At 62.3% G+C, this 22909-nt stretch carries 34 protein-coding genes and 5 pseudogenes; 18 read left to right on the top strand and 21 right to left on the bottom strand.

Annotated features, from left to right (window positions below):
* Window positions 1-10: 10 nt before the first annotated feature.
* Entirely contained in the window at window positions 11-214 is a 204-nt protein-coding gene (locus ABIB95_RS44300) for a transcription factor (protein WP_247316016.1), read from the top strand.
* A gap of 286 nt (window positions 215-500) precedes the next feature.
* Here ABIB95_RS44300 and ABIB95_RS44295 read toward each other — a convergent pair whose 3' ends face one another.
* Window positions 501-869: a DUF5615 family PIN-like protein gene (locus ABIB95_RS44295; protein ID WP_256468597.1), complete on the bottom strand. Its 369-nt coding sequence runs from the start codon at window positions 867-869 to the stop codon at window positions 501-503.
* Window positions 869-1102: a DUF433 domain-containing protein gene (locus tag ABIB95_RS44290; protein ID WP_247316012.1), complete on the bottom strand. Its 234-nt coding sequence runs from the start codon at window positions 1100-1102 to the stop codon at window positions 869-871. The genes ABIB95_RS44295 and ABIB95_RS44290 overlap by 1 nt, the downstream gene beginning before the upstream one ends.
* Before the next feature lie 212 nt (window positions 1103-1314).
* Between ABIB95_RS44290 and ABIB95_RS44285 the strand changes: the two genes are divergently transcribed.
* A complete protein-coding gene (locus ABIB95_RS44285) occupies window positions 1315-2514 on the top strand; it encodes an RHE_PE00001 family protein (RefSeq protein ID WP_247316010.1) in 1200 nt (399 codons plus the stop codon).
* 9 nt (window positions 2515-2523) lie between these two features.
* Here the strand turns inward: ABIB95_RS44285 and ABIB95_RS44280 are convergent, their stop codons facing one another.
* Window positions 2524-2709 (bottom strand): DNA -binding domain-containing protein, encoded by a 186-nt coding sequence (locus tag ABIB95_RS44280; RefSeq protein ID WP_247316081.1) that lies wholly within the window; start codon window positions 2707-2709, stop codon window positions 2524-2526.
* Window positions 2710-2866: 157 nt separating this feature from the next.
* Here ABIB95_RS44280 and ABIB95_RS44275 point away from each other — a divergent pair, with 157 nt between their 5' ends.
* Both ABIB95_RS44275 and ABIB95_RS44270 read left to right on the top strand, forming a co-directional pair.
* On the top strand, window positions 2867-3208 hold the full coding sequence (locus ABIB95_RS44275; protein ID WP_247316009.1) for a type II toxin-antitoxin system PrlF family antitoxin: 342 nt from the start codon (window positions 2867-2869) through the stop codon (window positions 3206-3208).
* Window positions 3205-3708 carry a type II toxin-antitoxin system YhaV family toxin gene (locus ABIB95_RS44270; protein WP_247316008.1) on the top strand — a complete coding sequence of 168 codons (504 nt, stop codon included), beginning with the start codon at window positions 3205-3207 and terminating at the stop codon, window positions 3706-3708. The genes ABIB95_RS44275 and ABIB95_RS44270 overlap by 4 nt, the downstream gene beginning before the upstream one ends.
* 407 nt (window positions 3709-4115) lie before the next feature.
* On the opposite strand, the gene ABIB95_RS44265 is transcribed toward ABIB95_RS44270, so the two are convergent.
* The 7 genes from ABIB95_RS44265 to ABIB95_RS44235 form a co-directional block, all read right to left on the bottom strand.
* On the bottom strand, window positions 4116-4427 hold the full coding sequence (locus ABIB95_RS44265; protein ID WP_247316007.1) for a DUF736 domain-containing protein: 312 nt from the start codon (window positions 4425-4427) through the stop codon (window positions 4116-4118).
* Between the two features lie 552 nt (window positions 4428-4979).
* A complete protein-coding gene (locus ABIB95_RS44260; protein WP_247316006.1) occupies window positions 4980-5276 on the bottom strand; it encodes a type II toxin-antitoxin system RelE/ParE family toxin in 297 nt (98 codons plus the stop codon).
* Window positions 5273-5581 (bottom strand): type II toxin-antitoxin system RelB/DinJ family antitoxin, encoded by a 309-nt coding sequence (locus ABIB95_RS44255; protein ID WP_247316005.1) that lies wholly within the window; start codon window positions 5579-5581, stop codon window positions 5273-5275. Before ABIB95_RS44255 ends, ABIB95_RS44260 begins: the two co-directional genes overlap by 4 nt.
* A 130-nt stretch (window positions 5582-5711) precedes the next feature.
* A complete protein-coding gene (locus tag ABIB95_RS44250) occupies window positions 5712-6023 on the bottom strand; it encodes a DUF736 domain-containing protein (RefSeq protein ID WP_247316004.1) in 312 nt (103 codons plus the stop codon).
* Between the two features lie 675 nt (window positions 6024-6698).
* Window positions 6699-7625, bottom strand: a complete 927-nt coding sequence (locus ABIB95_RS44245) for an ArdC family protein (protein WP_354121730.1) — start codon at window positions 7623-7625, stop codon at window positions 6699-6701.
* Window positions 7626-7919: 294 nt separating this feature from the next.
* Window positions 7920-8507: a hypothetical protein gene (locus ABIB95_RS44240; RefSeq protein WP_247342843.1), complete on the bottom strand. Its 588-nt coding sequence runs from the start codon at window positions 8505-8507 to the stop codon at window positions 7920-7922.
* 394 nt (window positions 8508-8901) lie between these two features.
* Window positions 8902-9189, bottom strand: coding sequence for a hypothetical protein (locus ABIB95_RS44235; protein ID WP_247342839.1), 288 nt, complete (start codon window positions 9187-9189; stop codon window positions 8902-8904).
* On the opposite strand from ABIB95_RS44235, the gene ABIB95_RS44230 reads away from it, so the two are divergent.
* Both ABIB95_RS44230 and ABIB95_RS44225 read left to right on the top strand, forming a co-directional pair.
* The gene (locus ABIB95_RS44230) at window positions 9136-10206 is read left to right on the top strand and encodes an IS5 family transposase (protein WP_247342876.1); all 1071 of its coding nucleotides are present in this window, start codon (window positions 9136-9138) and stop codon (window positions 10204-10206) included. The genes ABIB95_RS44235 and ABIB95_RS44230 overlap by 54 nt on opposite strands.
* Window positions 10206-10550 (top strand): hypothetical protein, encoded by a 345-nt coding sequence (locus ABIB95_RS44225; RefSeq protein WP_247342836.1) that lies wholly within the window; start codon window positions 10206-10208, stop codon window positions 10548-10550. The genes ABIB95_RS44230 and ABIB95_RS44225 overlap by 1 nt, the downstream gene beginning before the upstream one ends.
* Window positions 10551-10902: 352 nt before the next feature.
* Here ABIB95_RS44225 and ABIB95_RS44220 read toward each other — a convergent pair whose 3' ends face one another.
* Both ABIB95_RS44220 and ABIB95_RS44215 read right to left on the bottom strand, forming a co-directional pair.
* The gene (locus ABIB95_RS44220; protein WP_354181113.1) at window positions 10903-12069 is read right to left on the bottom strand and encodes a serine hydrolase domain-containing protein; all 1167 of its coding nucleotides are present in this window, start codon (window positions 12067-12069) and stop codon (window positions 10903-10905) included.
* 226 nt (window positions 12070-12295) lie between these two features.
* Entirely contained in the window at window positions 12296-12454 is a 159-nt protein-coding gene (locus ABIB95_RS44215) for a hypothetical protein (protein WP_247314853.1), read from the bottom strand.
* Window positions 12455-12509: 55 nt separating this feature from the next.
* On the opposite strand from ABIB95_RS44215, the gene ABIB95_RS44210 reads away from it, so the two are divergent.
* Window positions 12510-12650, top strand: coding sequence for a hypothetical protein (locus tag ABIB95_RS44210; RefSeq protein WP_247314854.1), 141 nt, complete (start codon window positions 12510-12512; stop codon window positions 12648-12650).
* 164 nt (window positions 12651-12814) lie between these two features.
* Here ABIB95_RS44210 and ABIB95_RS44205 read toward each other — a convergent pair whose 3' ends face one another.
* From ABIB95_RS44205 to ABIB95_RS44195, 3 genes are all read right to left on the bottom strand, one after another.
* On the bottom strand, window positions 12815-13033 hold the full coding sequence (locus ABIB95_RS44205; protein ID WP_247314855.1) for a hypothetical protein: 219 nt from the start codon (window positions 13031-13033) through the stop codon (window positions 12815-12817).
* 84 nt (window positions 13034-13117) lie between these two features.
* Window positions 13118-13273, bottom strand: coding sequence for a hypothetical protein (locus tag ABIB95_RS44200; protein WP_247314856.1), 156 nt, complete (start codon window positions 13271-13273; stop codon window positions 13118-13120).
* 225 nt (window positions 13274-13498) lie between these two features.
* Window positions 13499-13708, bottom strand: coding sequence for a response regulator (locus ABIB95_RS44195; RefSeq protein WP_247314857.1), 210 nt, complete (start codon window positions 13706-13708; stop codon window positions 13499-13501).
* 305 nt (window positions 13709-14013) lie between these two features.
* Here ABIB95_RS44195 and ABIB95_RS44190 point away from each other — a divergent pair, with 305 nt between their 5' ends.
* From ABIB95_RS44190 to ABIB95_RS44170, 5 genes and pseudogenes are all read left to right on the top strand, one after another.
* Window positions 14014-14214, top strand: a complete 201-nt coding sequence (locus tag ABIB95_RS44190) for a hypothetical protein (RefSeq protein ID WP_247314858.1) — start codon at window positions 14014-14016, stop codon at window positions 14212-14214.
* 570 nt (window positions 14215-14784) lie between these two features.
* Window positions 14785-15204 carry a hypothetical protein gene (locus ABIB95_RS44185; protein ID WP_354248821.1) on the top strand — a complete coding sequence of 140 codons (420 nt, stop codon included), beginning with the start codon at window positions 14785-14787 and terminating at the stop codon, window positions 15202-15204.
* 17 nt (window positions 15205-15221) lie between these two features.
* Window positions 15222-15485 (top strand): annotated as a pseudogene (locus tag ABIB95_RS44180) (efflux RND transporter permease subunit); the annotation flags it as partial.
* Between the two features lie 130 nt (window positions 15486-15615).
* Window positions 15616-16260, top strand: a complete 645-nt coding sequence (locus ABIB95_RS44175) for a c-type cytochrome (RefSeq protein WP_354121984.1) — start codon at window positions 15616-15618, stop codon at window positions 16258-16260.
* Between the two features lie 81 nt (window positions 16261-16341).
* Window positions 16342-16953, top strand: a complete 612-nt coding sequence (locus ABIB95_RS44170; RefSeq protein ID WP_354121983.1) for a class I SAM-dependent methyltransferase — start codon at window positions 16342-16344, stop codon at window positions 16951-16953.
* A gap of 99 nt (window positions 16954-17052) precedes the next feature.
* Here ABIB95_RS44170 and ABIB95_RS44165 read toward each other — a convergent pair whose 3' ends face one another.
* The 3 genes and pseudogenes from ABIB95_RS44165 to ABIB95_RS44155 form a co-directional block, all read right to left on the bottom strand.
* The gene (locus tag ABIB95_RS44165; RefSeq protein WP_247314865.1) at window positions 17053-17400 is read right to left on the bottom strand and encodes an ATP-binding protein; all 348 of its coding nucleotides are present in this window, start codon (window positions 17398-17400) and stop codon (window positions 17053-17055) included.
* Window positions 17352-17804 carry a histidine kinase dimerization/phosphoacceptor domain -containing protein gene (locus ABIB95_RS44160; RefSeq protein WP_354121982.1) on the bottom strand — a complete coding sequence of 151 codons (453 nt, stop codon included), beginning with the start codon at window positions 17802-17804 and terminating at the stop codon, window positions 17352-17354. Before ABIB95_RS44160 ends, ABIB95_RS44165 begins: the two co-directional genes overlap by 49 nt.
* A gap of 100 nt (window positions 17805-17904) precedes the next feature.
* Window positions 17905-18165: pseudogene (locus ABIB95_RS44155) on the bottom strand (PAS domain-containing protein); the annotation flags it as partial.
* 87 nt (window positions 18166-18252) lie between these two features.
* Between ABIB95_RS44155 and ABIB95_RS44150 the strand changes: the two are divergent.
* The 3 genes from ABIB95_RS44150 (at window position 18253) to ABIB95_RS44140 (ending at window position 19432) form a co-directional block, all read left to right on the top strand.
* Window positions 18253-18492: a hypothetical protein gene (locus ABIB95_RS44150; protein WP_354121981.1), complete on the top strand. Its 240-nt coding sequence runs from the start codon at window positions 18253-18255 to the stop codon at window positions 18490-18492.
* A 316-nt stretch (window positions 18493-18808) separates the two neighbouring features.
* Window positions 18809-19009: a hypothetical protein gene (locus ABIB95_RS44145; RefSeq protein ID WP_247314869.1), complete on the top strand. Its 201-nt coding sequence runs from the start codon at window positions 18809-18811 to the stop codon at window positions 19007-19009.
* An 18-nt stretch (window positions 19010-19027) separates the two neighbouring features.
* Window positions 19028-19432, top strand: coding sequence for a hypothetical protein (locus tag ABIB95_RS44140; RefSeq protein ID WP_354121980.1), 405 nt, complete (start codon window positions 19028-19030; stop codon window positions 19430-19432).
* 254 nt (window positions 19433-19686) lie between these two features.
* On the opposite strand, the pseudogene ABIB95_RS44135 reads toward ABIB95_RS44140, so the two are convergent.
* Window positions 19687-19914: pseudogene (locus tag ABIB95_RS44135) on the bottom strand (adenylate/guanylate cyclase domain-containing protein); the annotation flags it as partial.
* Between the two features lie 82 nt (window positions 19915-19996).
* Window positions 19997-20122, bottom strand: a pseudogene (locus tag ABIB95_RS44130) (hypothetical protein); the annotation flags it as partial.
* A 170-nt stretch (window positions 20123-20292) separates the two neighbouring features.
* Between ABIB95_RS44130 and ABIB95_RS44125 the strand changes: the two are divergent.
* A pseudogene (locus ABIB95_RS44125) lies at window positions 20293-20394 on the top strand (thiaminase II); the annotation flags it as partial.
* Between the two features lie 473 nt (window positions 20395-20867).
* Here ABIB95_RS44125 and ABIB95_RS44120 read toward each other — a convergent pair.
* Window positions 20868-21866 (bottom strand): AraC family transcriptional regulator, encoded by a 999-nt coding sequence (locus ABIB95_RS44120; RefSeq protein ID WP_354121979.1) that lies wholly within the window; start codon window positions 21864-21866, stop codon window positions 20868-20870.
* 292 nt (window positions 21867-22158) lie between these two features.
* Between ABIB95_RS44120 and ABIB95_RS44115 the strand changes: the two genes are divergently transcribed.
* Window positions 22159-22638 (top strand): helix-turn-helix domain-containing protein, encoded by a 480-nt coding sequence (locus ABIB95_RS44115; RefSeq protein ID WP_354248820.1) that lies wholly within the window; start codon window positions 22159-22161, stop codon window positions 22636-22638.
* Window positions 22639-22694: 56 nt separating this feature from the next.
* The gene (locus ABIB95_RS44110; protein ID WP_354121977.1) at window positions 22695-22844 is read left to right on the top strand and encodes a hypothetical protein; all 150 of its coding nucleotides are present in this window, start codon (window positions 22695-22697) and stop codon (window positions 22842-22844) included.
* Window positions 22845-22909 lie beyond the last annotated feature (65 nt).

Here is a 22909-nt window from a genome sequence, read left to right as displayed (position 1 = left end):
GGAGCGCCTCATGGCCTTCCATATCAAGAAGCCGGAAACCGACGCGCTGGCCCATGAGCGCGAGCAGGGCAGGCCGTCCCTGGTCGACCTAGGCGTCCAGTTTTGTCGCGATTTGAGGACAAAGGCCAATCCGCAAAACGGCAAACCTGCCGACAAGGCGTTCCGCGACAGCCTGTACGAGGAAGCAACGCCGAACTCGACGATACCGGGGTGACTCTGCTTGATGTTGGTGTCGACTTTGGCCGGAAGCTGCGTGCCCGCAGCAATGCGCGGGGGGGGGGGGCCGATAAGGTACTTCGTGACGGTCTATTCGACGACGCCTGACCTCGATCGCGTCCGCGCAGACGACCGGCGCCAACCGAAAAAACGGCGGAAGGGGAGGGGGCTGGGCTGACGTGGTCGTCTCTCATCCATCCGGGGCCTGGGCGGACGGGATTTGCAGGTGCCTTGGCGCCAGAATCGCCGATTCTGCGGGTTGATTTCCGCCCCTGTCATGAAATTTACGACCCGAGCGGGAGGATACGCACCCGCGCCCGGTCGAGATCGATGGAGATCAAGGCGCCTTCGGCGAGCTCGCGCTCGGTTTGTGCGATTGCACGGAGCACGGCGCTGCCGATCGCCACTGGCGTCAGCAAATCGGCCCGAATCTGGATGACGCTCGGCTTGCGGCGCTGCGTCGCGGCAAGGATCGTCGAAAAATCGAGGTCGTTGGTCACCACTACATGATCGTGCCCGGCCGCCCATTGCATCAGCGTGCGATCAGACGCGTCCACCGCACCCACCGCCGACCAATGCACCGCTTCGAACCCCGCGTTCTGAAGGAAAGGAACCCAGCTCGGCGACAGGTTCATGTCAATCAGGAATCGCATCAGGATGCGTGCTGCAGATCGACCTCGCGCTCCTCGGCCCGCCAGGCGGCGTAGCGCAAGGCCTCAAGCACGTCCTCGCGCGCGAGATAGGGATAGTCGGCAAGCAGCGCATCGATGCTGCGGCCGGCGCCGATCTGGCCGACGATCATGCCGACGGTAACGCGCTGGCCACGTATGCAGGGTTTCCCGCCCATCACGGCAGGATCTTGCGTAATTCGCCTAAACTCGTTCATGCGTTTCACCTCGACATCGCAACGCCAGCCTATCATAGTTGGCGCCAAGCGGGCACTCGAGATGACAGAGCATCCGGGAAGAACAGGCTCCCCCGCAACAGAGGAGGAGGGACGACCTTTGGTCGACCTCAGGGGCCTGGAAACGCGATTTCCCAACACCATCGATAAGCGGTGGTTTCGATTAGGAGAGCTGGCCGGGAACAGGCCTCGCTATGACGGAAGCCAAAGCCATGTTAGCTTCCGTTGCGCCGCTTCCTGTTAAGGTTATCAAGACCTTGCTGCCCAGCTACAAAATCCCCGAACCGCTACCTTGGGCCCAGCTCGCCGGGCCGCTCGCCGTCGCCGAGGATGCGCTCGCCCGCTTCGACGAGCGGCTGGCCAAAAGCCCAATACGCGACGGCGCGATCAGCCGGATGCACTTCACTGATGCCTGCGCCAGTCTGTGGCTCGACGGCGAACTTGTCCACCTCGACGACCTCGTCCTCCACGACGCCGGCATGGACGTCCGCGCCCCGACCCACGAGCTGACCCGGGCTCATGCCGTGCTGCGCGCCCGTCGGCGCATCGCCGAGGCGAAGCCCGATTGGGTGCTGTCCGTTGCCGGGCTCGCTGGCCTCCGCGGACGGAGCGAGCGAGAGGAGGGGACGGGCAACCGGGAGGAAGATGAGGGAAGTTTTGAGGTTGACGAGGACGCGGAGCGGGAGGAGGCGGGTTTCGAAGGACCGCTTGGCGCCATCAACACCGATCCCCACCTGGCCGCCGCCTTCGCCGCGGTCGACGCCGCGAACGCCAGGGCGGAGCGCAGGCTCGCCGACGAGGCCCGGTCGCGGCCGGAGCGGGATTCCCTCGTCTACGATCCCGACTGGGACGAGGACGGCCGCCTCGACGACTGGCGCGCCGTCGTTGACGAGACCCGCACGCTGCCGCCGACCCTGGCGGCGGCGATCGCCGCGGATGCCTGGAACGCGATCCAACCGCTCGAGCACACGCCTTGGCTCGGCCGCCTGCTCGCAGCTAGCGTGTTGCGGGCCCGCGGCAAGACGCGCTGGCATCTGCCGTGCCTGCATGCCGGGCTGAAGGGCATCTCGCGTGAGCGCCGGCGGCCGCGCGACGCCGCAGCGCGGCTTGCCGTGCAGCTCGAGGCGATGACGGCCGCCGCCGAGGCCGGCCGCAAGGACCACGACCGCTGGCTGATGACCAGAAACCTGCTCGCCCGCAAACTCGCCGGCCGGCGCGCCACTTCAAAGCTGCCGGCGCTCCTCGATTACGTGCTGACCCGGCCGATCGTCTCGGCGGGCATGATCGCCGAAGAGCTCGGGATCACGCCCCGTGCGGCCCAAAACCTCGTTGCCGAGCTCGGCCTGCGCGAGGCGACCGGGCGTGGACGCTATCGGGCCTGGGGCATCCTGTAGGACGCCGAGTTAGTGCGGTGCCCCGCCACGAAGCAGATGCCGATAGCCGTGCTCCGTCATCCAGTGGGCGCGGGCGAGATGGGATCTCCAGGCGCGGCGGGCACGATCAGGCTCTTGGGCCGAATCAAGGTGCAGCACGATCCGCGCAACCTCTTTCCAGTCGGCGCCGTCGGCTTCGGCGTCGAGCAGGCGCAGTTAGGTGACCAGGTGCTCTTCGTCGTAGCCGGTCAGAACGGAGGCGGTCGGTGCATCGCGCACCGTGGCTCTTGCTGTATCTCGATCACGCCCGCTGGCGGCTTGACATACAATGCAAATGCATTACATCGAAGAGTGTGCAACCCCGGAGCCGGCCATGGCGAAAACGGCTGAAATTCTCGAAATCCCCGCCACCATCACTGAGCGTGGCCAGACGACCGTGCCCGCGGCAATCCGGAAAATGCTCGCGCTCGGCAAGCGCGATCAGGTGGTGTTTCGCGGGCTTGCGGATGGCACCGTCGTGATCGCGAAGAAGGTGGCTCAGGTCGAGGATGGCGATCCGGTGATCGGCAAGTTTCTCTCATTTCTCGCGCGCGACATGGCGAAAGAGCCGTCGCGGATTCGGCCGGTGCCGCGCTCACTCGTGTCCCGCGGCAAGGACCTGGTCAAGGGCGTTAAAGTCGATCTCGACGCGCCGCTTGCGGATGACGAGGCGTGAGCGACAAGACGCTCGAAATCAACGGCTGGACGATCTACGCGCACCCGCTGTTTCTCGACCAGCTTGAGGCGATGATCGGCGCCGTCGAAAAAGCGCGGAAGAAAGACCCGCAAGGATACAAGAAGAAGCGCGCTACAAAACTGCTCGCGGCCGTTCTCAAGGTCGCGTTCGAAGACATTCCGAGCGACCCGACGCGCGACACCTACCGCCAGGGCGGCACGCTCGGCGACGCGTACAAGCATTGGTTCCGGGCAAAATTCCTGCAGCAGTTCCGGCTGTTCTTTCGCTACCAGCAGTCCGCGGACGCGAAGGTGATAGTGTTGGCTTGGGTCAATGACGACACGACGTTGCGCGCTTATGAGAGCGCAGACGACGCCTACGCGGTGTTTCGCAGGATGCTCAATCGCGGCAATCCGCCCGACAGCTGGACCAACCTGCTCGCGGCGGCGAGCGCAGATTCGGCGAAGCAACGGCTGGCTCGCGCCGCTCCTAAGACATAGCTCTCGCTCGGCCAGCAACCGAGCGTTCGGTGGGGTTCGGGCGTCTCGGCGGATGGTAGCGGAGCAACTCGCCACCCCGGCGCGACGCAGGATCTCGTCGCGGAGCCCGGCCTGCGCAGGGCGACCAGACAGCGACGTATTGCGCGTGGGACGTTTTGTAATCGTGCCCTGGTGCGGATCAATAAAGGTCACTCTCCTCGCTTAGATTAATGTTAGTTATCGTAGTCCAACTACGACTTTGGCCTCCAGTTCAAACTGGTCGGTTCATATCCCCGTAGCAAGGCGGCGATTCACAGGGATAAGCTAAACAGGCTCCATACCCGCGCCGGCGCCCTGAGCGTGCGCACATCTGCTGGTGTCAATGCAGAAGCGGCCCCGCCTTTCGGCGAGGCCGTTGCCGCGGGCCCTCAATCCCGGTTCGGGCGGGACCAGATGAGCTGGTGACCGTCCTGGCCTTCCACCTCGATCAGGGTGGCGTAGATTGGAGCGGGGAAGCTCGGATCGTCCAGCTTGACCGAGAGGTAATCGCGCTCGGTGTCCTTGGCGGTCTTCTGCCAGGCCGCACCCAGCTCGACGTTACCGGCGAAGATGCGGAAGTGCGGTCCCTTGTCGGAGGGGGTCTCGACCCGAACCAGCTTGGCTTTGGCGTTGAGGGCGAGGGTGCGAACCGTGCCGGTGAAGCCGTTGCCGGTCGAGGTGAAGGTGCCGATCGTCGCCATTGTGGTGTCCTTTCAGTTTCCCGGGCCGCGCCCATCGCGGCCTCGATGGCTGGCGACAGACCGGAGGCGGTCGACCCGCACCCCGAAGGGGCCGGCACGCAGTAGAGGGCAGCCAGGGCGCGACTTTCTTGTTTTGCGCGAGGAATGGACGCGCAGCGGCCAGGGGAAGAAAGTCGTAACCGGCTGTTGCGGGGGTAAGAGCGAGGCGGCGCGCAGCGACGACGCCCTTCGGTCAGACATGCCAATCGAGGACGACGTGGGTGTGCCAGAAGAAACGGCCGTGGGACGCGATGGCGGACAACGCTCCCCGCGACGTTGCAACTGATCATGTATTCCAGACCAACAGTGCCCTAAGGCCGGCGCTGAAAGTCCGTGGCGAGCCTGAGTTAACACCGCGCTTGATCAACAGCAGCATTTGGGAGCCCGAGTACGGACACCAAAGGCATCCGACAAACTCTCCGGCCACCTCTTCCAGCCGAACCCGGAGCATTGACAAGAATAGCCGCAAAAAGGGATCCAGCTCCGGTCGCAGGATACTGTACGGAGCCGGCCTCAATCGTCATTGGTAAGTTCGTCGGGCCACATCTGCGCGCCATGAAGCACGCGCAAGATGCGAACGGTTTCACCGTCGACCAGGTAGGCCGCGACATAAGGCGTGCGCGGGATGACCAACTCGCGCGTGCCAGCGACACGCCCGGGCCGACCACTGTCGGGAAAGTCGAGCAGGCGCCGCGCGGCATCGGCAATCTGTTCATCAACATGAACCGCCGCACGGGGATTCTCGGCTTCGATGTAGCTAAAAAAGCCGTCGCGATCGGACAACGCGAAGCGCGACCAGACGAGTTTCACCGTTCATGCTCCGCCGCTTTTCGAAGCGCTGCGGCACGGCGTTGCGCGAAATGCGCTTCGACCTCGGAATTATCGAGATTGGGCCGGGTATCCGCCAGCGCCTGGCGCACCTTCTCGCGAAACCAGCTATCGTAAGCTTGGCTGTTGCTCACGAGTTCCAGCGGAAGCATCCCTTCGTTGGCCGTGCGTGTCAGCAGGATCCGCACAGCGTCGGATACTGTGAGACCCATGTTTTCCAGAACCGCGGTGGCCTTTTCCTTTACGTCCGCATCGATTCGGGTTTGGACAAGGGCATTCGAAGCCATAGCGACCTCCTTTGTTCGCGGCTAATGTAATGCATTTGAATGACATGCGCCAGAGGCGTCACAGCCCCGTGACCGGGGAGCACAACGGCAAAACGGCCCCGCCTTTTGGCGGGGCCGCTGTCGCGGGCCCTCAGTCCCGGCTGGGGCGGGACCAGATGAGCTGGAGGCCGTCCTGGCCTTCCACCTCGATCAGGGTGGCGTAGATCGGAGCCGGGAAACTCGGATCGTCCAACTTGACCGAGAGGTAATCGCGTTCGGTGTCCTTGGCGGTCTTCTGCCAGGCCGCGCCCAGCTCGACGTTACCGGCGAAGATGCGGAAGTGGGGTCCCTTGTCGGAGGGGTTCTCGACCCGAACCAGCTTGGCCTTGGCATTGAGGGCGAGGGTGCGAACCGTGCCGGTGAAGCCCTTGCCGGTCGAGGTGAAGGTGCCGATGGTCGCCATTGTGGTGTCCTTTTTTCAGTTTCCCGGGCCGCGCCCCTCGCGGCCTCGATGGCTGGCGACAGACCGGAGGCGGTCGACCCGCACCCCGAAGGGGCCGGCACGCAGTAGAGGGCAGCCAGGGCGCGACTTTCTTGTTTTGCGCGAGGAATGGACGCGCAGCAGTCCAGGGGAAGAAAGTCGTAACCGGCTGTTGCGGGGGTAAGAGCGAGGCGGCGCTTAAGCGACGACGCCCTACGGTCAGACATGCCAAATCGAGGACGACGTGGGCGTGCCAGAAGAAACGGCTGAGGAACACGAATTGCGATCATCAATACCTTGACCGAGGAAAGAACCCGATCACGGCTCATCGCACACATCTGGCAAACCGCCAGGCTTGCGCGTTGAGGTACGAACCGGGAAGGCGGGCGCGCTGCTCGGCCCTCAAGAGTCACACGGCCCGCAAAGTAAACCCGCAGACCACGAGCGTGATTTGCGCGGCAAAGCGACGACCCGTGCAAAGCCAGAAGTCGTACCCTCGAAGGAAGGCAAGCAAGATCGCCGTCAGGTCGCGGTATCCAGCACGAGAAACAGAGGGCGCTGGCCGTCGAGCGGCCAAGCAAGGGGCAGCAGTCTCGGCGCTGATCGCCGGATAAGTAAGGGCCGGCAAGCGCCGGCCCCAATCACGCTGTGCGCTCATCATGCCGCTTCCTCGACGTCTGCTGCCTTCGGCTGCAGGTCGTGCAAATAGGCGGCGGCGCGTTGCGCTTGCGCAGCAGCCGAGAAGATAAAGCGCTTCTCATTAGACAAGACCTCCAACCACGACTTGACGTAGCTTGCATGATCCGGCCGCGGTTCAAGTTCGGGAACGATCCCGAGATCCGCGCAGAGGAAGCAGCTCCCGAGTTCGGCTATCAGCTCTTCGCGCGCGCGTTCGCTCCGATCCTTGCCGTAACGGCTGAGATCGCGATTAACGCGGTGAGCGGGAGCGGTCCAATGCACGGTCTCATGGGCTCTGACGGCGACATAGGAACCCGTGTCGCGAAAACTTTCGATCGGCGGCATCTGAATATGATCGGACGAAGGCGCGTAAAACGCCATCGAGCCGCCGTGCCGAACGATCGCCCCGGTGTTGGCAAAAAAAGCGTCGGCGTGCGCGTTGCGCTCGATCGTTGATGCGACGGCGGGCGGACGACCGTAGTAATGCGCGGGCAAGCCATCGATTTGATCGACGCAGAAGACGGTATAAGCTTTGAGGAAGGGGATATCCCGTTCGATTTCGTCGCCGTGAGCGTCGGTCTCCGTCTTGGTGAAGCGGCTCGCATACACCACAGTGCTGCCGGTCTCACCCTTACGGACATGCGCACCAAGTTCACTGGCCTGCTTGAACGTCATCCAGATCGGCGAGCAGAAGCCGCGCGCGATGGCTTCTGACCAAAGCAGCAAGACGTTGATGCCCGTATAGGGCTGGCCGTTGTGTCGCAGCGGTCGGGTGATGCGGCCCGCCATATTCGTGGCGGTCCAGGGTTGAACCCAGGGGCGCACGCCGCGTTCGAGCTCGGCGATAATGCGGTCCGTGATGCGGGTGTACAGGTCGCTTCGCGACTTTTCTCCGTTCCTGCTCATTATAATAACCTCCGTTCGGGAGGCCGCGCCATCACGGCCCCTCACGGGGTCCGCCACCGCCGGGCCCAAAGTCCGCGCACCCGAAGGGCCGAAGCAGAGCGAAGGACGGCGAAGCCGTTGCGCGGACATCGGGTCCGGCGCAGGACCACGCACGGGGAGGGGCCGAGGATGGCGAGCAGCACGAGCGGCGATTCCCTTTGTTAAAGCAGCGACATGAAAAAGGCCGGTCTCGACGACCGGCCCGTCACGTGGCTACTGTGGAAGAGGCGCGGGGCCGAGGCCCCGCGCCGGCGGTCAGTCGAACGCCGATATCTGCGCCTTGGCCGCTTTCCGGCCGACGGTGTCGGCCGTGTTGTCGATGGGACGCTCGAAAGGCTTCCAGGTCTCGCCGACGACCTGTTCGTAGGCGGCGACGGCGCCTTCGGCGGCCATGCGAAGCGCGTGAGCCTGCGCGCCCATGTCGGCGGCGAATTCACGCTTGCGCTGTGCCTGGCTATCGAAGCCGACCGGACCATCGAGGTCCTCATCGCGGCTGTCGTTGGCGAGCTTGGCGGTCGCATCTCGCGCTTCGGTGACTGCCCGGGTGTAGAACTGGCCGGCGCCGTGGGCCGACCCGACATAAGCACCGACGATCCGTTGCAGGTGGATCTGCATGGCGCGTTCACTCAGGCCATCCCTGAGTGCGTCGGCGGTCTCGATGACGAGCCGCTTGTGCAAGTCGCGGATGCCGTCGCTGTCGAGGACCGCAAGGCCGAAGCTCTCGGAGATGCGCAGTGTCTGTGCGGAGTCGGGGCAGACGAGGCGGACCATTTCGAGGGTCGTGCCGCGGCGGAGCGGGATGACACGGGCCGAGGAGCGGGGAGAGCGGGCGGTCTTGGTCATCATGAGATCCTTTCTCGGTTTCGCCTTGGGAAGCGATCGGGCCCTTGTCCGTCGCCCCCTCGGGTGCGGTCGACCAGAACCGGCTTCAGCGAGCCGCTTCAGGGGGCGGTGGCTGCCAAGGCGAGCATGGGTGGGTTGCGGGCGAGCGGGCCTTCAGGCCTGCGAAGAACGCGGCCCCCATCGCGAGACGGCGGCCGCCGATCGCCTCGCGACTTGCCCTTGAAGCGGATCGCGGCCGGTTCAGACCGCAGCACAAACCGAGGGAGTGACGGGCAAGGGTCAGCGGCGCGCCGAAACCGTGAGAGGTTGGACCAAACCCGCTGAAACTCTCCGCCTAGACATGAAGTGTTTGCGCGCGCGCCGCTCGCGCTCCAATTGGTGGGCCCTTCGCCTCTCACCGCCACGCAGCGGAAACGCGATGACGCGTCCGAAACTGGGCGATCGCCGTCTCCTGCCGATCGAGCTTGCGCGTGAGAGCGTCGATCTCGCCGCGACGAGCCAAGGCGAGCTCCGCGACATGCTGCTGAAACAGCCGCTCATCCGCATTCGTCCAGCTCGATGCGTTACGGCCGCGCTGCCTTCGCTTCGTCCGGTCGGTGATCGTCAGCCGTTCGGCCCGTGACGCGATCTGGCGCTCGATGAGGCCGAGACGGCGCTGCGTCTCGGCTTGCGCGGCTTCCATCCGCTGCGAACGATCCGGACGATTGTGAACGAGGCGCTTTCGGCGCTGGAGCGCGAGTTTGCCGCGCTCTATTCGCCGATTGGGCGGCCGTCGATCCCGCCGGAGAAGCTGCTGCGGTCGATGCTATTGCAGGCGTTTTATTCAATCCGCTCGGAGCGGCTTCTGATGGAGCGGCTGGAATACGACCTGCTGTTCCGCTGGTTCGTCGGAATCGGCGTTGACGACGCAGCCTGGGACCATTCGGTGTTCTCGAAGAATCGCGACCGGCTGCTGGAAGGCGACATCTCGGCCAAGTTCCTCGCGGCGTTGCTGGCGCAGCCCAAGGTGAAGAAGCTTCTGTCGAGCGATCACTTCTCGGTCGATGGCACGCTGATCGAGGCCTGGGCCTCGATGAAGAGCGTCAAGCCGAAGGACGGCTCGGGCGAGCCGCCGGCGCAAGGCGGCGGGCGCAATGCCGAAGCGGACTTCCATGGCCAGAGACGCTCAAACGACACCCATGCTTCGATCACCGATCCCGATGCTAGGCTCTATCGCAAGGGTAAAGGCAAGGAGACGAAGCTGTGCTTCATCGGGCATGGGCTGATGGAGAACCGCCACAGCCTGCTGGTCGATGCCTGTCTGACGCTGGCGGACGGGCACGCCGAACGGGTGGCCGCGCTGCACATGATTGAGCCTCGTGCCGACCGACCGACAGCGATCACACTTGGCGCCGACAAAGCCTACGATGCAGAAGACTTCGTCAACGAGCTGCGCTCGATGAACGTGACGCCGCATGTTGCACAGAACACCAGCGGCCGCAGCTCTGCGATCGACGGGCGAACGACCCGACACGGCGGCTATGCCGTCAGCCAGCGCATCCGCAAGCGCATCGAGGAGGCATTCGGCTGGATCAAGACGATCGCACGGCAAGAGAAGACGAGCTTCCGTGGCCGTGATCGCGTCGCATGGGCTTTTACCTTCGCTGCCGCCGCCTACAATCTGGTGCGGCTGCCGAAGCTGATAGCGGAGGCCGGCTGATGGCCAGGGTACCCGGCTTCACCAAGGCCTTTGCCGGCCGCTGGCGCATCGTCGAAATGGACAACTGGGACAGCGACTTTCTCGATCTTGTCGAAGAGGCGCATCTCACCTTCGAGGGTAAGTCCGACGGCGAAATTGCCTTCGGAGCGCTGAAGGGCTTTCTCGACGTCCGCTACGGCGCGCGAGACGGTTCGGCCTGCGCGGAGTTCTCATGGGAAGGACACGACGAGAATGACCCGGCCTGCGGTCGCGGATGGGTTATGATCGGCGCTGCGGGCAGGCTCGTCGGCCACTTCTACATACATAATGGCGACGATTCAGGCTTCGTTTGCGAACGCGGCTGAGTTCTTCAACAGCCTGCTAGTGCATCTTACAGGTCGATTTGCAGGGACTTTGCGCGAAATCGAGGAACAAACTGTCGTGCGTCCTCTTCGCACCTTTATTCGCCTCTTCAGGCCCAAACAGGAGTGCTTTTAGCGACCCAGTTCGGTACCGAGGTGGCGCGCCGGAGGACCGACGGGTTGGTTGGCGCGTAATGGCCTCATGCGACGGGAAGCACGGCGCGTCATGGATGAGTTGCGGCAGGCGATTCAGCTCCGCCTGAGAGCGAGGCCGGATCATCGAAATCATGGACGTTCAGGCCCTTCGCAGGATTATCCGTCACACTGTCGTCGAAAGGACGGGCCCGGACTTAGGTCAACTCGACGACAAACCAGCCTCGACCTCGGCGTTCAGAAGAGTGGACATAATTTTCTGTCCCACTGGCGAAGCGAGGGCGCCAGCGGACAGAACCACTACGCCATTGCACGACGGAGCGTTTGCGCCGTTCTGAACCCAGCTCTCAAACCCCATCCACGAGCTGAAGCCTGGTACGCCCCCATCTTTCGACAGGACACGTCCCGCGGCGCCGGCGATATTCGGAAAGAACCATCCAATTCCGACCGTGGGGCCCTGCGCCTGTACGCTGCAGGTGCCCGTCGTACCGCATTGGCCACGGGCCGAGCCGGTCTGCTGCTGCGTCTGCAGGATGGCGAATTCCGTTGGCGAAGGCTGCAGTTGGCCCATGTTGTAGAGCAGCCATTGAAGCATGTCCGAGGCGCTACTGACCATCGATCCGCTCCCGAACACCATCGGTGGGCACGGCAGGTAGCTCTGGTTTACGGTGAAAGCCGTCGTCCCGTCATATCCACACGCCATGCTGGGAACTTGGCTCGTATTGAACAACGCGGTGTTGCCCATGCCCAGATCCGCGCACAGCTCCGCGAGTTGCCCGTTGTACGCATTATAGACGTCGACGTAGGGGTTCTGCGGGTTGAGGCCGACGATAGCCAGGAGGGACCAGGCAAGGTTTGAATACGTGTAGCACTGGCCCGCGGGGCAGATCCAAGCCGAGTTCTGTCCGCTGTTGAACCAATCGACGAGCTCGGCGAAGGTCTGCAAGTTACTGGCCGGGCAGAATTGTCCACGCGGATCGGGAGGCAGGCCATTGTCCTGCGGAAACCCCGAAGCATAAGTGACGATGTCGGCAACCGGAATCCCGCTGATTGCTGCAGGCAGGGAAATCGAGGGCATGCAGGACCCAACCGTATTTCCATCATATGTGCCTTGAAGACCGTAAAAAATTCTGGATGTGAAAACTTTTGAAATGGATCCGATTTCGAACAGAGTATTTGGCAGGTTCGCAGCGCTCACGAAACTATGGCTTGAGTCCCAAACCTCAATCTTAGAGGGAGAGAAGAACTTTGCAGAGGGGACGCCGGAGCCGTCAAAATCCGTAAAGACGTATACTGCCATCGCCATGTAATCGCTGACAGCGGCGTCTATGATGCTTTGGATCGCCGAGCTTGGGTCCGATAAAGCCATGAGCGCCTCTCCCCATTACACGCTGGATCGCAAGCAAACTTTAGCGCCTTTCGTTTCGGTTGTCTTCATTATAATAGAACCGTATAGGTTGATTATAAATGCGTGGTGAAGAGCGTCCTAAGTCCCGTGTGGGCGCTATGTCTGGGTTTGGCCCATCTGCGACCTCGGAGACCATCCGCTCTTTGGCCGCTGATGGCGGTAAACCGGACACCAGGCGGCCAGCCGCTCAAAACAGGTCCGCCGCGATGTTCAGGCCGTATGTCATGGCGGCCATCAGCGACAGGAAAAGACCGGCTCCGCAAAAGATCAGGATGGTCTTCAGTCCGTCGGCGTCGACGTCCGCGCCAATGGAATGCGATAGCACTTTCGCCAGTGCGGCCATCATCGGTCTCCTCCTCCAGACAATGCAGCGATGAAGAACAATAGCCTGCGGCGGCGGGATGAAGCCGGACCAGGCGGAGATTTCGCTGCTGCCCGCGCCCGATCTCGTGGAGGAGCGTCGGAAGTCGTTCGAGCCCGTCGCGCTAGGATCCCTCAGCGTCCTGACGGATCGGGTCTCCGGCAACATCGGAATCCCCTAGGACGCGCTGACGCCGATCCTGCAGATGCTGGTCGCCGGTCGGCTCAAGTTCGTGCTGATGCGCGGGTCCCGGTTTCGCCACCGCAGCGTCAGGCTGAACAGCCTCCGGCTCGAGACGAAGCTCACCGAGGACGACGTGTAGACTTGGCCGGGCGGGTGGACCAGTCAGGCCTCGCCCGGTCCGGAGAAGATCGACGCCGGCGGCGTCGTGCGCGGCACCGGCAGCGGGCGCTCGACCGCTCTCGCTGGCCGTACGGCGCTACCGCCCTTCAGGTCGTATTGCTCCGCCAGCTTCTGCAAACGCCTTCTGGTGAAGGGATCGGCCTTCTCGGCCAGGTCGCGCACGCGCTGCGCCAGACCTCTGTAGAACTCCTTCCGCTCCATGACGCACTCCTACGAAATCACTGCTCGCAGGAGTTGACTATATCCGCGGCCGGGGAGTCAAGACGCGGCACTCCCGGCAGTCATTCAGAAGAGAGCGGCTCCGAGCTCGAGGCCGAAGGTCATGACCGCCGCCAGGGACAGCAGCAGACCCGCGCCGCAGAAGATCGCGACGGTCGTGAATTGCTCGATGTCCACATCCGTGCCGGTCGCGCTCGCCAGCGCCTTGGCCGCCCAATCCATGCTTCGATCTCCTCGAAGAAAACGGTGACGACGGCAAGGGTAGCGGATGTTCGCGCCAGCGCGTGTGAAGCTCTCACGCGCCAGCCGAATGTGGATCGGTCCCCGGGCTGGGATTAGTCCCAGTCGTGGTGCGGCGACGGCTGAGCGCGGTATGTCCGCGAGGGAGATCTAATTGACGATCCACGCCGCTCGGCGGCTCTCCGTACTGCTATGGCCGAAGCCGCTTCACTTCGGAGGCTTGAGCTCGCCGGCGAGCCAGCCGACCGCGTCCGTCTGCATCGGATCCACGACGATCGAGATCTTTTCGGTCCGCTCGCAGGTCGAGCACTCGAACGTGCGCTCTTCGAAGCCATGTGCGCCAGGCGAGATGCGCGCCAGCGCCATCCGGTGCTTGCATACCGGACACATCGGCCGATCGGTGCTCGATGCGATCATCCCTGTGATCCCCGGCGCGGATCATACGACGTCCGGAGCCGGAGTCTGCAATATTCGTGAGCGGAGCTTTTCCCGTAGCGAGGAACGACGCCGGTCCGGTGCCGTTGCTTCGTCAGGCCGCGCGCAAATGCGTGGCCTGCGCGGCTCCGCCCTCAAGCCCCCCCAGTCCCCAAAGGCGGGGCCACGCTCATCCTGCATCGCGGGAAGTCCGGTTTCGGGCGAGTTTTTCTTGCAGCATTTAACTTGTTTGAATCCCGGCAGCGGACGAGTGATGCATCATGCGGCCACCGCAGGGGGAGATCTCCATGTTCGACGCCGAAACGACAGCGCGCTTGCGCGCCGTCCTCGATGAGGTCTGCGAAACCGTGTCCCGCTATGAAACCGGCACCAGGACACACGTGGCCTCGAAGCTCCTGGAATGCGCCATCAGGGGCGAGACCTCGGTGGTCAATCTCAAGCAGGTCGGGCGGAGAGCCTTGAGCGAAGCGCCCACCATGTGGCGATAGGCCGGCTGGCTCCGCAAAAGACTTCCTCGGACGATGGCCACCGCGGCCTAGGAGCGCATCATGGCGTAGTCGTCTTCACGTGCTGCGCCTCCGCCACGCCTCGACCAGGCAGATCCCGAGGACGAGGAGCAGGATCACTGCCCATCTGAACTCACCGCCGATCTCGGCCGAACGTCTACGCATGCTGCCCAACGCGTTCGCCGCGCAGCGGCTCCTGTTTACGGGACGAAATTTATTCCCTCAATCCGGCTCGTCGCCCGTCCTTGTCGCCGCACTCGCGGCGATCAGTATCGCCTTCGCTGCTTCCCCGACCGAAGCCTGGCCGCGTCCGGCAGTTCCTACAAAGGAGCGCGTTTGAGGCTGCGACGGCCCCTTCGGCCGATGATGCAACCTGGAATCGCCGAGGAGCAGCTCGAGTGTGCGACCCACATCCGATGGAACGGCCGCCGCCCGGACCGATTGATTTGTACGGAAGGGCCGCTCTCAAGGAGCGGTCATCCGTTCGGCACGATTTGAGCGCGCTGTGACTCCGGTGGACATCGCTGGCGGCAACGTCAAGGAGGAATAGCCATGAGCGACCAAGTGCGGCAGGCCATTCATCGGACGGCGCGGATGCTCGCCCTGTACCTCGTGCTCGGCGGATCCGGCCTGGGACTCCAAAACCAGGCGCTCGCAGGCTCCCGCTTCGACGGGACTTGGAATCTGGTCTTCATCACCCAGCGCGGCGCTTGCGACTCGACCTACAATTTTACGGTCAATGTCGTGAATGGCAACGTCAGCCACCCGAACATCCTGACCTTCAGAGGCCGTGTGACGCCGTCCGGGGCCGTTCGCGCCTCGGTCAGAGTCGGACAGAAGTACGCATCGGGATCGGGCAGGCTGTCCGGAGCGTCGGGCAGAGGCATCTGGATGCGGTCGCGCGGACGGGTCGCGCTGTGCAGGCACTTGGACCGCGCAGAGGAATTGATCCGACGCTCCGGACAGCCTTGAGCTCGACTAATGTTCGTGGAATGACGGTGGTCGCCATCGTGGCCGGCCTGCTGCCGATCATGTGGAGCACCGGCACCGGATCCGAGATCATGCAGCGCATCGCGGTGCCGATGATCGGCGGCATGACCTCCTCGACGCTGCTGACGCTGATCGTGATCCCAGCGATCTTCGGGCTGATCAAGGGCGTCGGTCTGCCGCCCGAGTCGCCCGCGGAAGTTGTGCCTCTGCCGCCGATCAGGTCCACACGGCGTCGGGAGCCGATTCCCGAGCGAGCCGAATGAGGTGAACCATGATGAACGACATGACGTCAGGAATGATGGGAGGAATGGGGCTCACGTTCGCCCTGGTCGTCATCGTTCTGGTCTTGGCGGCTGCGGCGCTGATCAAATATCTCTCCAAGGGAGATTGAGGATGCGTCGTCCCGTTCTTGCAGCATTGGCTGCCACCCTGATGTGCTCACCTGTTCTCGCGGAGCAGGATGCGGCCGCGCGAGGCGAACGGGATTTCCGGGCCTGTATGCCCTGTCACTCCCTCGAGCCGGATCGGAACATGACCGGCCCCAGCCTCGCAGGCGTGTGGGGCCGCAAGGCGGGTAGCCTGCAAAGCTTGGAGCGCTACTCCGACGCGCTCAAGTCGTCCGGAATCATTTGGGACGACCGCTCCCTTGACGCCTGGCTGACTGCCCCGGATCGCATGGTGCCGGGCAACGAAATGCCTTTCAATGGCATCAAGGATGGCCGCGCCCGTGCCGATCTGCTCGCGTTCCTTAAGGAAGCCACGAAACCCGGCGGCCCGGCCCAGCGGAATGCCCAGGCTCCGATGGGCAGTATGGGAGGCATGATGGGCGGAATGATGGGTGGGGGCGGCCGCGATCCCAACTTGAAAAGTCTCGATCCGAACATGCAGGTTAAGGCGATCACCTACTGCCACGACACCTATCGCGTCACCACCGCGGACGGCAAAACGCGCGCATTCTGGGAACGCAATCTTCGCATGAAGACGGATTCCGGCAAAGATAGCCCGCAAAGCGGCGCGCCTGCGCTCGTGCGGGAATGATGGGCGACCGCGCCGATGTGATTTTTGCCGCGCCCGCCGAGATCAGCAAGACAATCGAACCGCACTGCTAGGAGATTCCCAATGGGCTTCTACAACGACGTCATTTTGCCGCGGCTCTGCGATCTTGCGATGCGGAACAAGGATCTACTGCCCTACCGCGAGCGGGCGATCCGTGCGGCACGGGGCCGGGTGCTCGAGATCGGCATCGGATCTGGCCGCAATCTCCCCTTCTACGGGCCGGCCGTGAAGCAAGTCGTGGGGCTCGAACCCGGTCCGAAGCTCCTCGAGATGGCGCGCCACGCCCGACAGCCGGATATTCCCGTCGAATTCGTCGAAGCTTCGGCCGAGGCGATTCCGATAGAGGACCGCAGCATGGATACCGTTGTGACGACCTGGACTATGTGCAGCATCCCGGATATCGACCGCGCTCTCGCGGAGGCCCGCCGGGTGCTGACGCCGGGCGGCAAGTTGGTCTTCGTCGAGCACGGCCGCGCGCCCGAACCGCGCGTGCGGTGGTGGCAAGATCGCCTGACGCCCGCATGGAGGCGCATCTCAGGCGGTTGTCATCTCAATCGAGACATTGCTGACGTGCTTCGCAGAAACGGCTTTGATATCGAAGTGATGCACACCGGTTACATGAATGGACTGAAACCTATGACCTTCATGTATGAGGGCCAGGCGAGCCCTCGTTGATGCCGCCATCGATTCGGGCAAATGGCGTCCCCAAGCCCGCCGAACTTTCAGTTGTTCTCGCTGGCGGACGATCCCGACGGACTCTGGGTCGCGCCAACATTAGGAAGGATTTCGCGCCACGAGCTTTCGATCGACATTCATCGTCACCCGAACGCCCCGGCCGGGCGCGGACTCGACATTGAAGTCCGTTTTCGCATTTTCCTTCAACGTTTGAACAATAAGTGCGCCGATCTTTCCCGGAACCGGCCAGCAAATGCCTTCCGGCAATCCAACTCCATCGTCCGCGACGAAGACGCGATACCGGTTGTCGCTCCGGCGCAGACATTCGATCGTGATCACGCCCTGTTCGCGACCATCGAATGCACGTTTGAAGGAGTTGGTCAGGATTTCATTTACAACTAGTCCGACCGACAGCGCGGTGTTGACGGAGACAGGCGCATATTCCATTTTCTGCTCGAGCCTAATTCCTCGACGGCGCAGGTGTTCATGACCGCGGCGGCGATCTGGCTCAAGTAGTGGCCGAGGTCGATCTCATCGCCGGCGCCGTCGTTCGAAAGCGTCTGGTAAAGCAGATGCAAGGACTCGATGCGACCGGCAAGCGTCTGCAGGTTGACCTTTTCGCCCCGTCTTTCGTTGCGGGCCTCGAGCCGCATCAGCGCGACGATCAGTTGAAGATTGTTCTTCACGCGGTGCTGCAGTTCCCGGAGCAGGATATCCTTGTCGCGAATCTGCCGTGCGTACTCCTCCCGTTCCGCGCGCGCCCTGTCGGTTATGTCGATCAGCGCGGCGATGCGATAATTTCTCGGTCCCGTCCTCGTTTTGAATGAGACCGGAGAACGCTTCGACGACAAGCGCCCTTGGGTGCTCCGCCCGGAAGGTGCCGAGAAACTCTTCTTCGCTTTTCAGCACGGACAGATCCAGCGTGACGTTTGAATCGTTTTCGTCCCTGAACCCAGCCAGAATCGACCAGCCCTTGCCGCGGCAATCGTTCACGTCCTGGCCGATTAGAGTTTCAAATGCTTTGTTCGCGTAACAGATGCGCTGATCGCCGCGAAAGAACTTCGACACCACGATGGCAATGGGGATGCAATCGAGGAACTGCTTGAACTCTTCCGTCTCGAGCGCCCTCGAGAGTTCCGCCGAGTCGAAGAGATCGTTGATCTGCTGCGCCGTGGTTTCCGATGGCTCTGGATCGGGTTGCTCGGATGACATGATCGGTCCCTTTCTTCAGCCCCATGGCGCTGCTGAGGCGGCGGCACTATGGCCAGCATCTTTACCGGCGCCGGTGGGAAACGGCCAATGATGGCACAGGTGAGGGACCGGCGTCGCCTGCGTAATCGGGAACGGAAAGTCATCCCCTCGACGACCGGAATGACCGAACGACTCATGCACGAAAGCAACAATGGCGACGTTTGGGCGCGCGCGTGCGATCTGGCCTCGAAGCCGTCCGACGTGAAACACCAGGCCGTTAGCGAGCGGTCCGCCGCGAACGGAGCCGAGGAGCAGGGCTCGTATACCATTGCCGCTCGGTCGCACTGAGTGGCCGGCCTGCGCGCCAGCCCCGGTGGCTGCGAAGTCGAACAGAGGGTGCTCCGCCGGTGGCCGCCCCACCGCGCTTCACGAGCTTTCGATTGCGCTCTCCCGGAGGTTGCGCTGAATGAGAGCAATATTGCGAACCGGTTTTCAGCGCAGGTCCGCCGGTAGAGACGACCTTGTCCTCCGTGGTTTCGGGACTGGGTCGCCTGTCTTTGGGGGAATTGGGGCAGCTACTCTGACCGCTCACCTTGTTCAAGATTCCGAATCCCAAAATCGAAAAATTGCGCTAGGATCGGGCTTTCCCGCATAGGGGCATTTCATGTTCGACACCTCCACCACCGCGCTTTTGCGCGCGGTTCTCGACGAAGTCTGCGAGAGCGTTTCGCGCCGCGAGATCGGAGCGCGCACCCACGTCGCCACGAAGATACTGGAAGCCGCCGCCCGCGGAGAGGTGTCGCCCGAAACTCTCAAGCAGGTCGGGCGTCAAGCTCTCTCGCAAGCCCCGACCATGTGGCGCTGACCGGGCGAGGAGGCGGGGGTGAATTTTCAGGTCACGGTGCTGAAGATCCTGGTGAGCTACCCGGATGGATTTGCCGTGATGGCCGACCTCAAGCGCGACATGGCGATCCTGGCGACCAGCGGTCGGGACTGGGCCGACCGCACCAAGCGGCTGGCGGCGCGCGTGCCGGACCTGGACATCTTTTCGCAAGGCCTCGTCGCGCGCGAGAGTGGCGGCTGGAAGATCACTGCCGAGGGGCGGACGGTGCTGGAACTCATGGAGGCGCGCCCGGTCGCCGACCTGGCGATAGAGACGGTACCGGCCGTAGATGCGCCGTTGCCGCCGCTGCCGCAGCCGGCCGAGCGGGCGAAGCGCCGTCGCGAACGTCGCGAGCGTGCGCGCGAGGCGCGTGAACGGGCCCGGGCGAACGCTTCCTCTGCGTAATGGCGCCCTGCAGACGTTCCTGGATCGAAGCCGTAGGTCATTGCGGCGAGAGAGCGACGCGAGCCATCGCGACTTAACGCAGCGCGCATCGTGCTCTTGTACTCTCGCAACAGGTTCTTCCGTGAGAACCGTCGGCCTTCGCCTCGCCGCATTGCTGCGATCGCGTATGTCGGCATGGGACTGATTGTTATGCGATGGACTTCCATCTTTTGACCGATGCCCTTCAGGTTTTCGTAGTTGCGCGACACCGAGCTTGATTTGACGATATCACCCACGCCTGGCGCCTCCATCACCGTTGCACTGATGCAAACTTCGTCGACTTCTGCGAGACCTTGCACGCGTGCGGCGATATTCACGTCCTGTCCGAAATAGTCGATCCGGTCGTTGAGCGTCACCGCAATCGCCCGCCCCCTGTGGACACCGACCTTGAGGCCCAGCGGTCGCGAAGCAGTCCGGTTGAATCGCGACAGCTCTTCGATCATCTCGATGGAGGGCGCACACCGCGTCCTGGGGACGCTCGAACCCGGCCATGACCGCGTCGCCAATCGTCTTGATAATGGTGCCGGATCGCTCACTGATGATCCTGTTCAAGATCTCGAAGTGTTGGCGAACCAAGAAATACGCGTTCACATCACCAACGCTTTCATACAGCGGGGTCGACTGCTTCAGATCGGTGAACAGAAAAGTCATGTCTGAGACTTTGATGCTCTCGCCCTCATCCACCAGCTGCGCCTTGTAGAGTTCGCGGAAGCTCGGGGTGAGCAGCAACCGCTTGCCCGAAAAAAACGGTTCATATTCGACCAGATGGGGCGCGAAACCGAAGGGATACTGGACGTACCAGAAGCGGCCGCGATCGCCGGCCGGCCCGCGAGGCAGAGTTGATTGCGATCTTCAAGGAAGCCACCCGACTCGAGGCAGACTTCTGGGAGATGGGCTGGCGCGCGGGCCAGCGTGTCGAATAGCCCCTTTGGTAGTTGTCAGGCTCATAACCTGAAGGTCATAGGTTCAAATCCTATCCCCGATTTGAACCTACCGTTCGACAAGGTTTTGAGTTTTAGGCGGACGATCGGAGGAAATATCGCAGATTCGCTCCGTGTGGGGAAAGGCGGTAGGGTCTTCCGCCACCAATCTGCGATATTGCTTGCGATCCTACGACTTTCAGCGATTTCGTGCGCCCGTCGAAGTGGGCTGACCTCCATCAACGCGACCAAATCGTCCCACGACTCGAGGTCTTACGGGAACGTTGAGCCCCACTTGATATTGCCGGTGGCCGTCCACCAAGGCGTCGGTTCGCAACTGTAATATCTTTGGTTTTGCATGCGGCGACAGGCCGAGGCCTCACGCTCAGCAGCGGACATATGCTGCCGAAAATTACCAGTATACGCCGATCGAAAGCCGAGCTTCGCGTTGGAAGCTCATATCACGGGACCGACGCCTATTGCGGCTTCCATTTGCCGCGAAACTCTCTCGGTGTAATTCCGGAAAATCGACGGAAAGCGCGAGTGAAATGCGCAGGGTCGGTGTAGCCCGAGGAAAATGCGACATCGATAATCTTGGCATTCGTGTCGCGCAGAAGTTTAGCGGCATTCTCAAAGCGGACGCCATCGAGCAAGTCAGAATATGTAACGCCCGCGCTTGAAAGTTTGCGCTGAAAGCTCCTGATGCTGATGCCGGCCATCTCTGCGATTTCTGCGATAGTTGGAATTCTATCGTCCAGGTAGGACGGCAGCATCAATTTGACTGCTGAGACGATTTCGTGGCCGGACGGCCCAACGTCGTCGCTATGTGAAGGCGCCGACGTCTCGACGGCGAGATTGGGGAGATCCAGAAATGAAACGGGAATATCGATCCACGAGGAATCCTGATCCGACATGAAGCGGGTATTTTGCCAGAACGACCGAGTCTCAAGGCTCGGTTCATAGCGGGCCTCGAAGGCCATGGTCGCCGGAACCCAATGGGGGCCGGAAAATTGCCTTACGATCTGCATCATGTAAACATTCTGAAGCCACTGCGAATGCTCAAGGTGCGGCATCTTGGCCGTGCCCGCGATCTTGCTGCAAATTCTCACGTGATCGCCGTTGCGCTCCAGCCACACACTCACAGTCGTGTCTTCAAGCGACGCCCATTTGCACAATTGCCGCAGGGCAACAAGTAGCGTCGGTGAGAAGCGGATGATGGCGCGCATCTTTTCGCTCACGTGGCAGAATTGCAGCCGGCGCGCAGCTTGAAATCCAATGTCTGTGATGGCTTGCGACCGCTGTGCGGCTTCCGCGAAACGTACCGCTTGCAGGATTGGGATATAGCGGTCGGCCTTCTCTTCCAAAGAAGCTGGAAGGCGAAACTTGGTCAGCAACGCTTCTGTTGGAGCCCCGATCTCGTCACAAATGGCAGCGACAGGAATGATGAATTGGCAACGGGTCAAAGGAATGGTCATTTTCTGTCTTTCGTGCAGAATTTGAGTTTCGGCGGCCTCTCCCGTTTCGAGATGCGGCTTGGCTGAACTGTCGAAAGCCTAACAGTTCTCGGTTGGCGCGTATTGCAAAATGTTGCCAGATGCATTTGGAGGCGGAAGGGGGGAGGGTCTGGGTTGACCGCTGGGAGCAGGCGCGCTGTTCGGTTTCGGCTTGGCGGCTTATGGCAAGACCGCTCACGATTCCCCACTCATGCTCCAGCAAGAAGAAGGCTAGACGAGGCGTCACGGCTCTTCACCAGATGTCTTCGGTCCCATGAAGCCAGTTCAAATACCTTCCCGATACTCGGTGCGGGCAGCGATTGCTGCCTCACTGTGTCACGGTGACGCAGCCCTTCAACGCACAGCACTCCAACTGGGGTTGAGCCCGCGCTCGTTGCAGCGTCATCTCGCCGGAATGGGCACCAGCTACAGTGACTTGGTTGCGGAAGTGCGCCTCGATACAGCCTGCTTCCTGCTTCTAGATTCCAACGAGCGTATATCGGACATCGCCTTGCGCCTCGGCTATGCGGGAACGAGTAGCTTCAGCCGTGTCTTCATGCGTTTGACAAAGATACAGCCTGTCATCTATCGGCGGCAGCGAGCTGTTCAAAGAAATGACAAGTCCCGACTCGGCAAGGAGCCGCATGCGGGCAATCAGCAGAAGCCGTCGCGACTGGCGCGAAATGGCAAGACATCTTCCCAGCCAAGCCGGAGTAACGTCGTGCGCCCTAGACAAGGGAAAAAACCGTTCTAACGGCACTGACTGAAGAACGTTAGCGTCAGCCCGCCACCGCTACGACAGGACAAGCGATGTTCATCATTCTCGTCAGCTACCTTGTCTTGATTTGGCTGGCATTTTCGAAGTTCAAGCTGATACGCCTGACCTGGTCGTCCGGAGCCGTCGCGGCCCTTGCAGGCATTGCCATTCTTGCCGTCTTCACGTCTTCATGGCGATGCTGAATTATCTCAGCCCGAACGGGCGCGTCGTGGTCGTATCACGTGTCGTGGAGGTGACGCCGAACGTC

The organism is Bradyrhizobium sp. LA2.1 (assembly GCF_040547725.1).
Taxonomy (GTDB): domain Bacteria; phylum Pseudomonadota; class Alphaproteobacteria; order Rhizobiales; family Xanthobacteraceae; genus Bradyrhizobium; species Bradyrhizobium barranii.
Note: the sequence above shows the minus strand (reverse complement) of the source record. Positions and strands in the feature narration are given on the sequence as shown.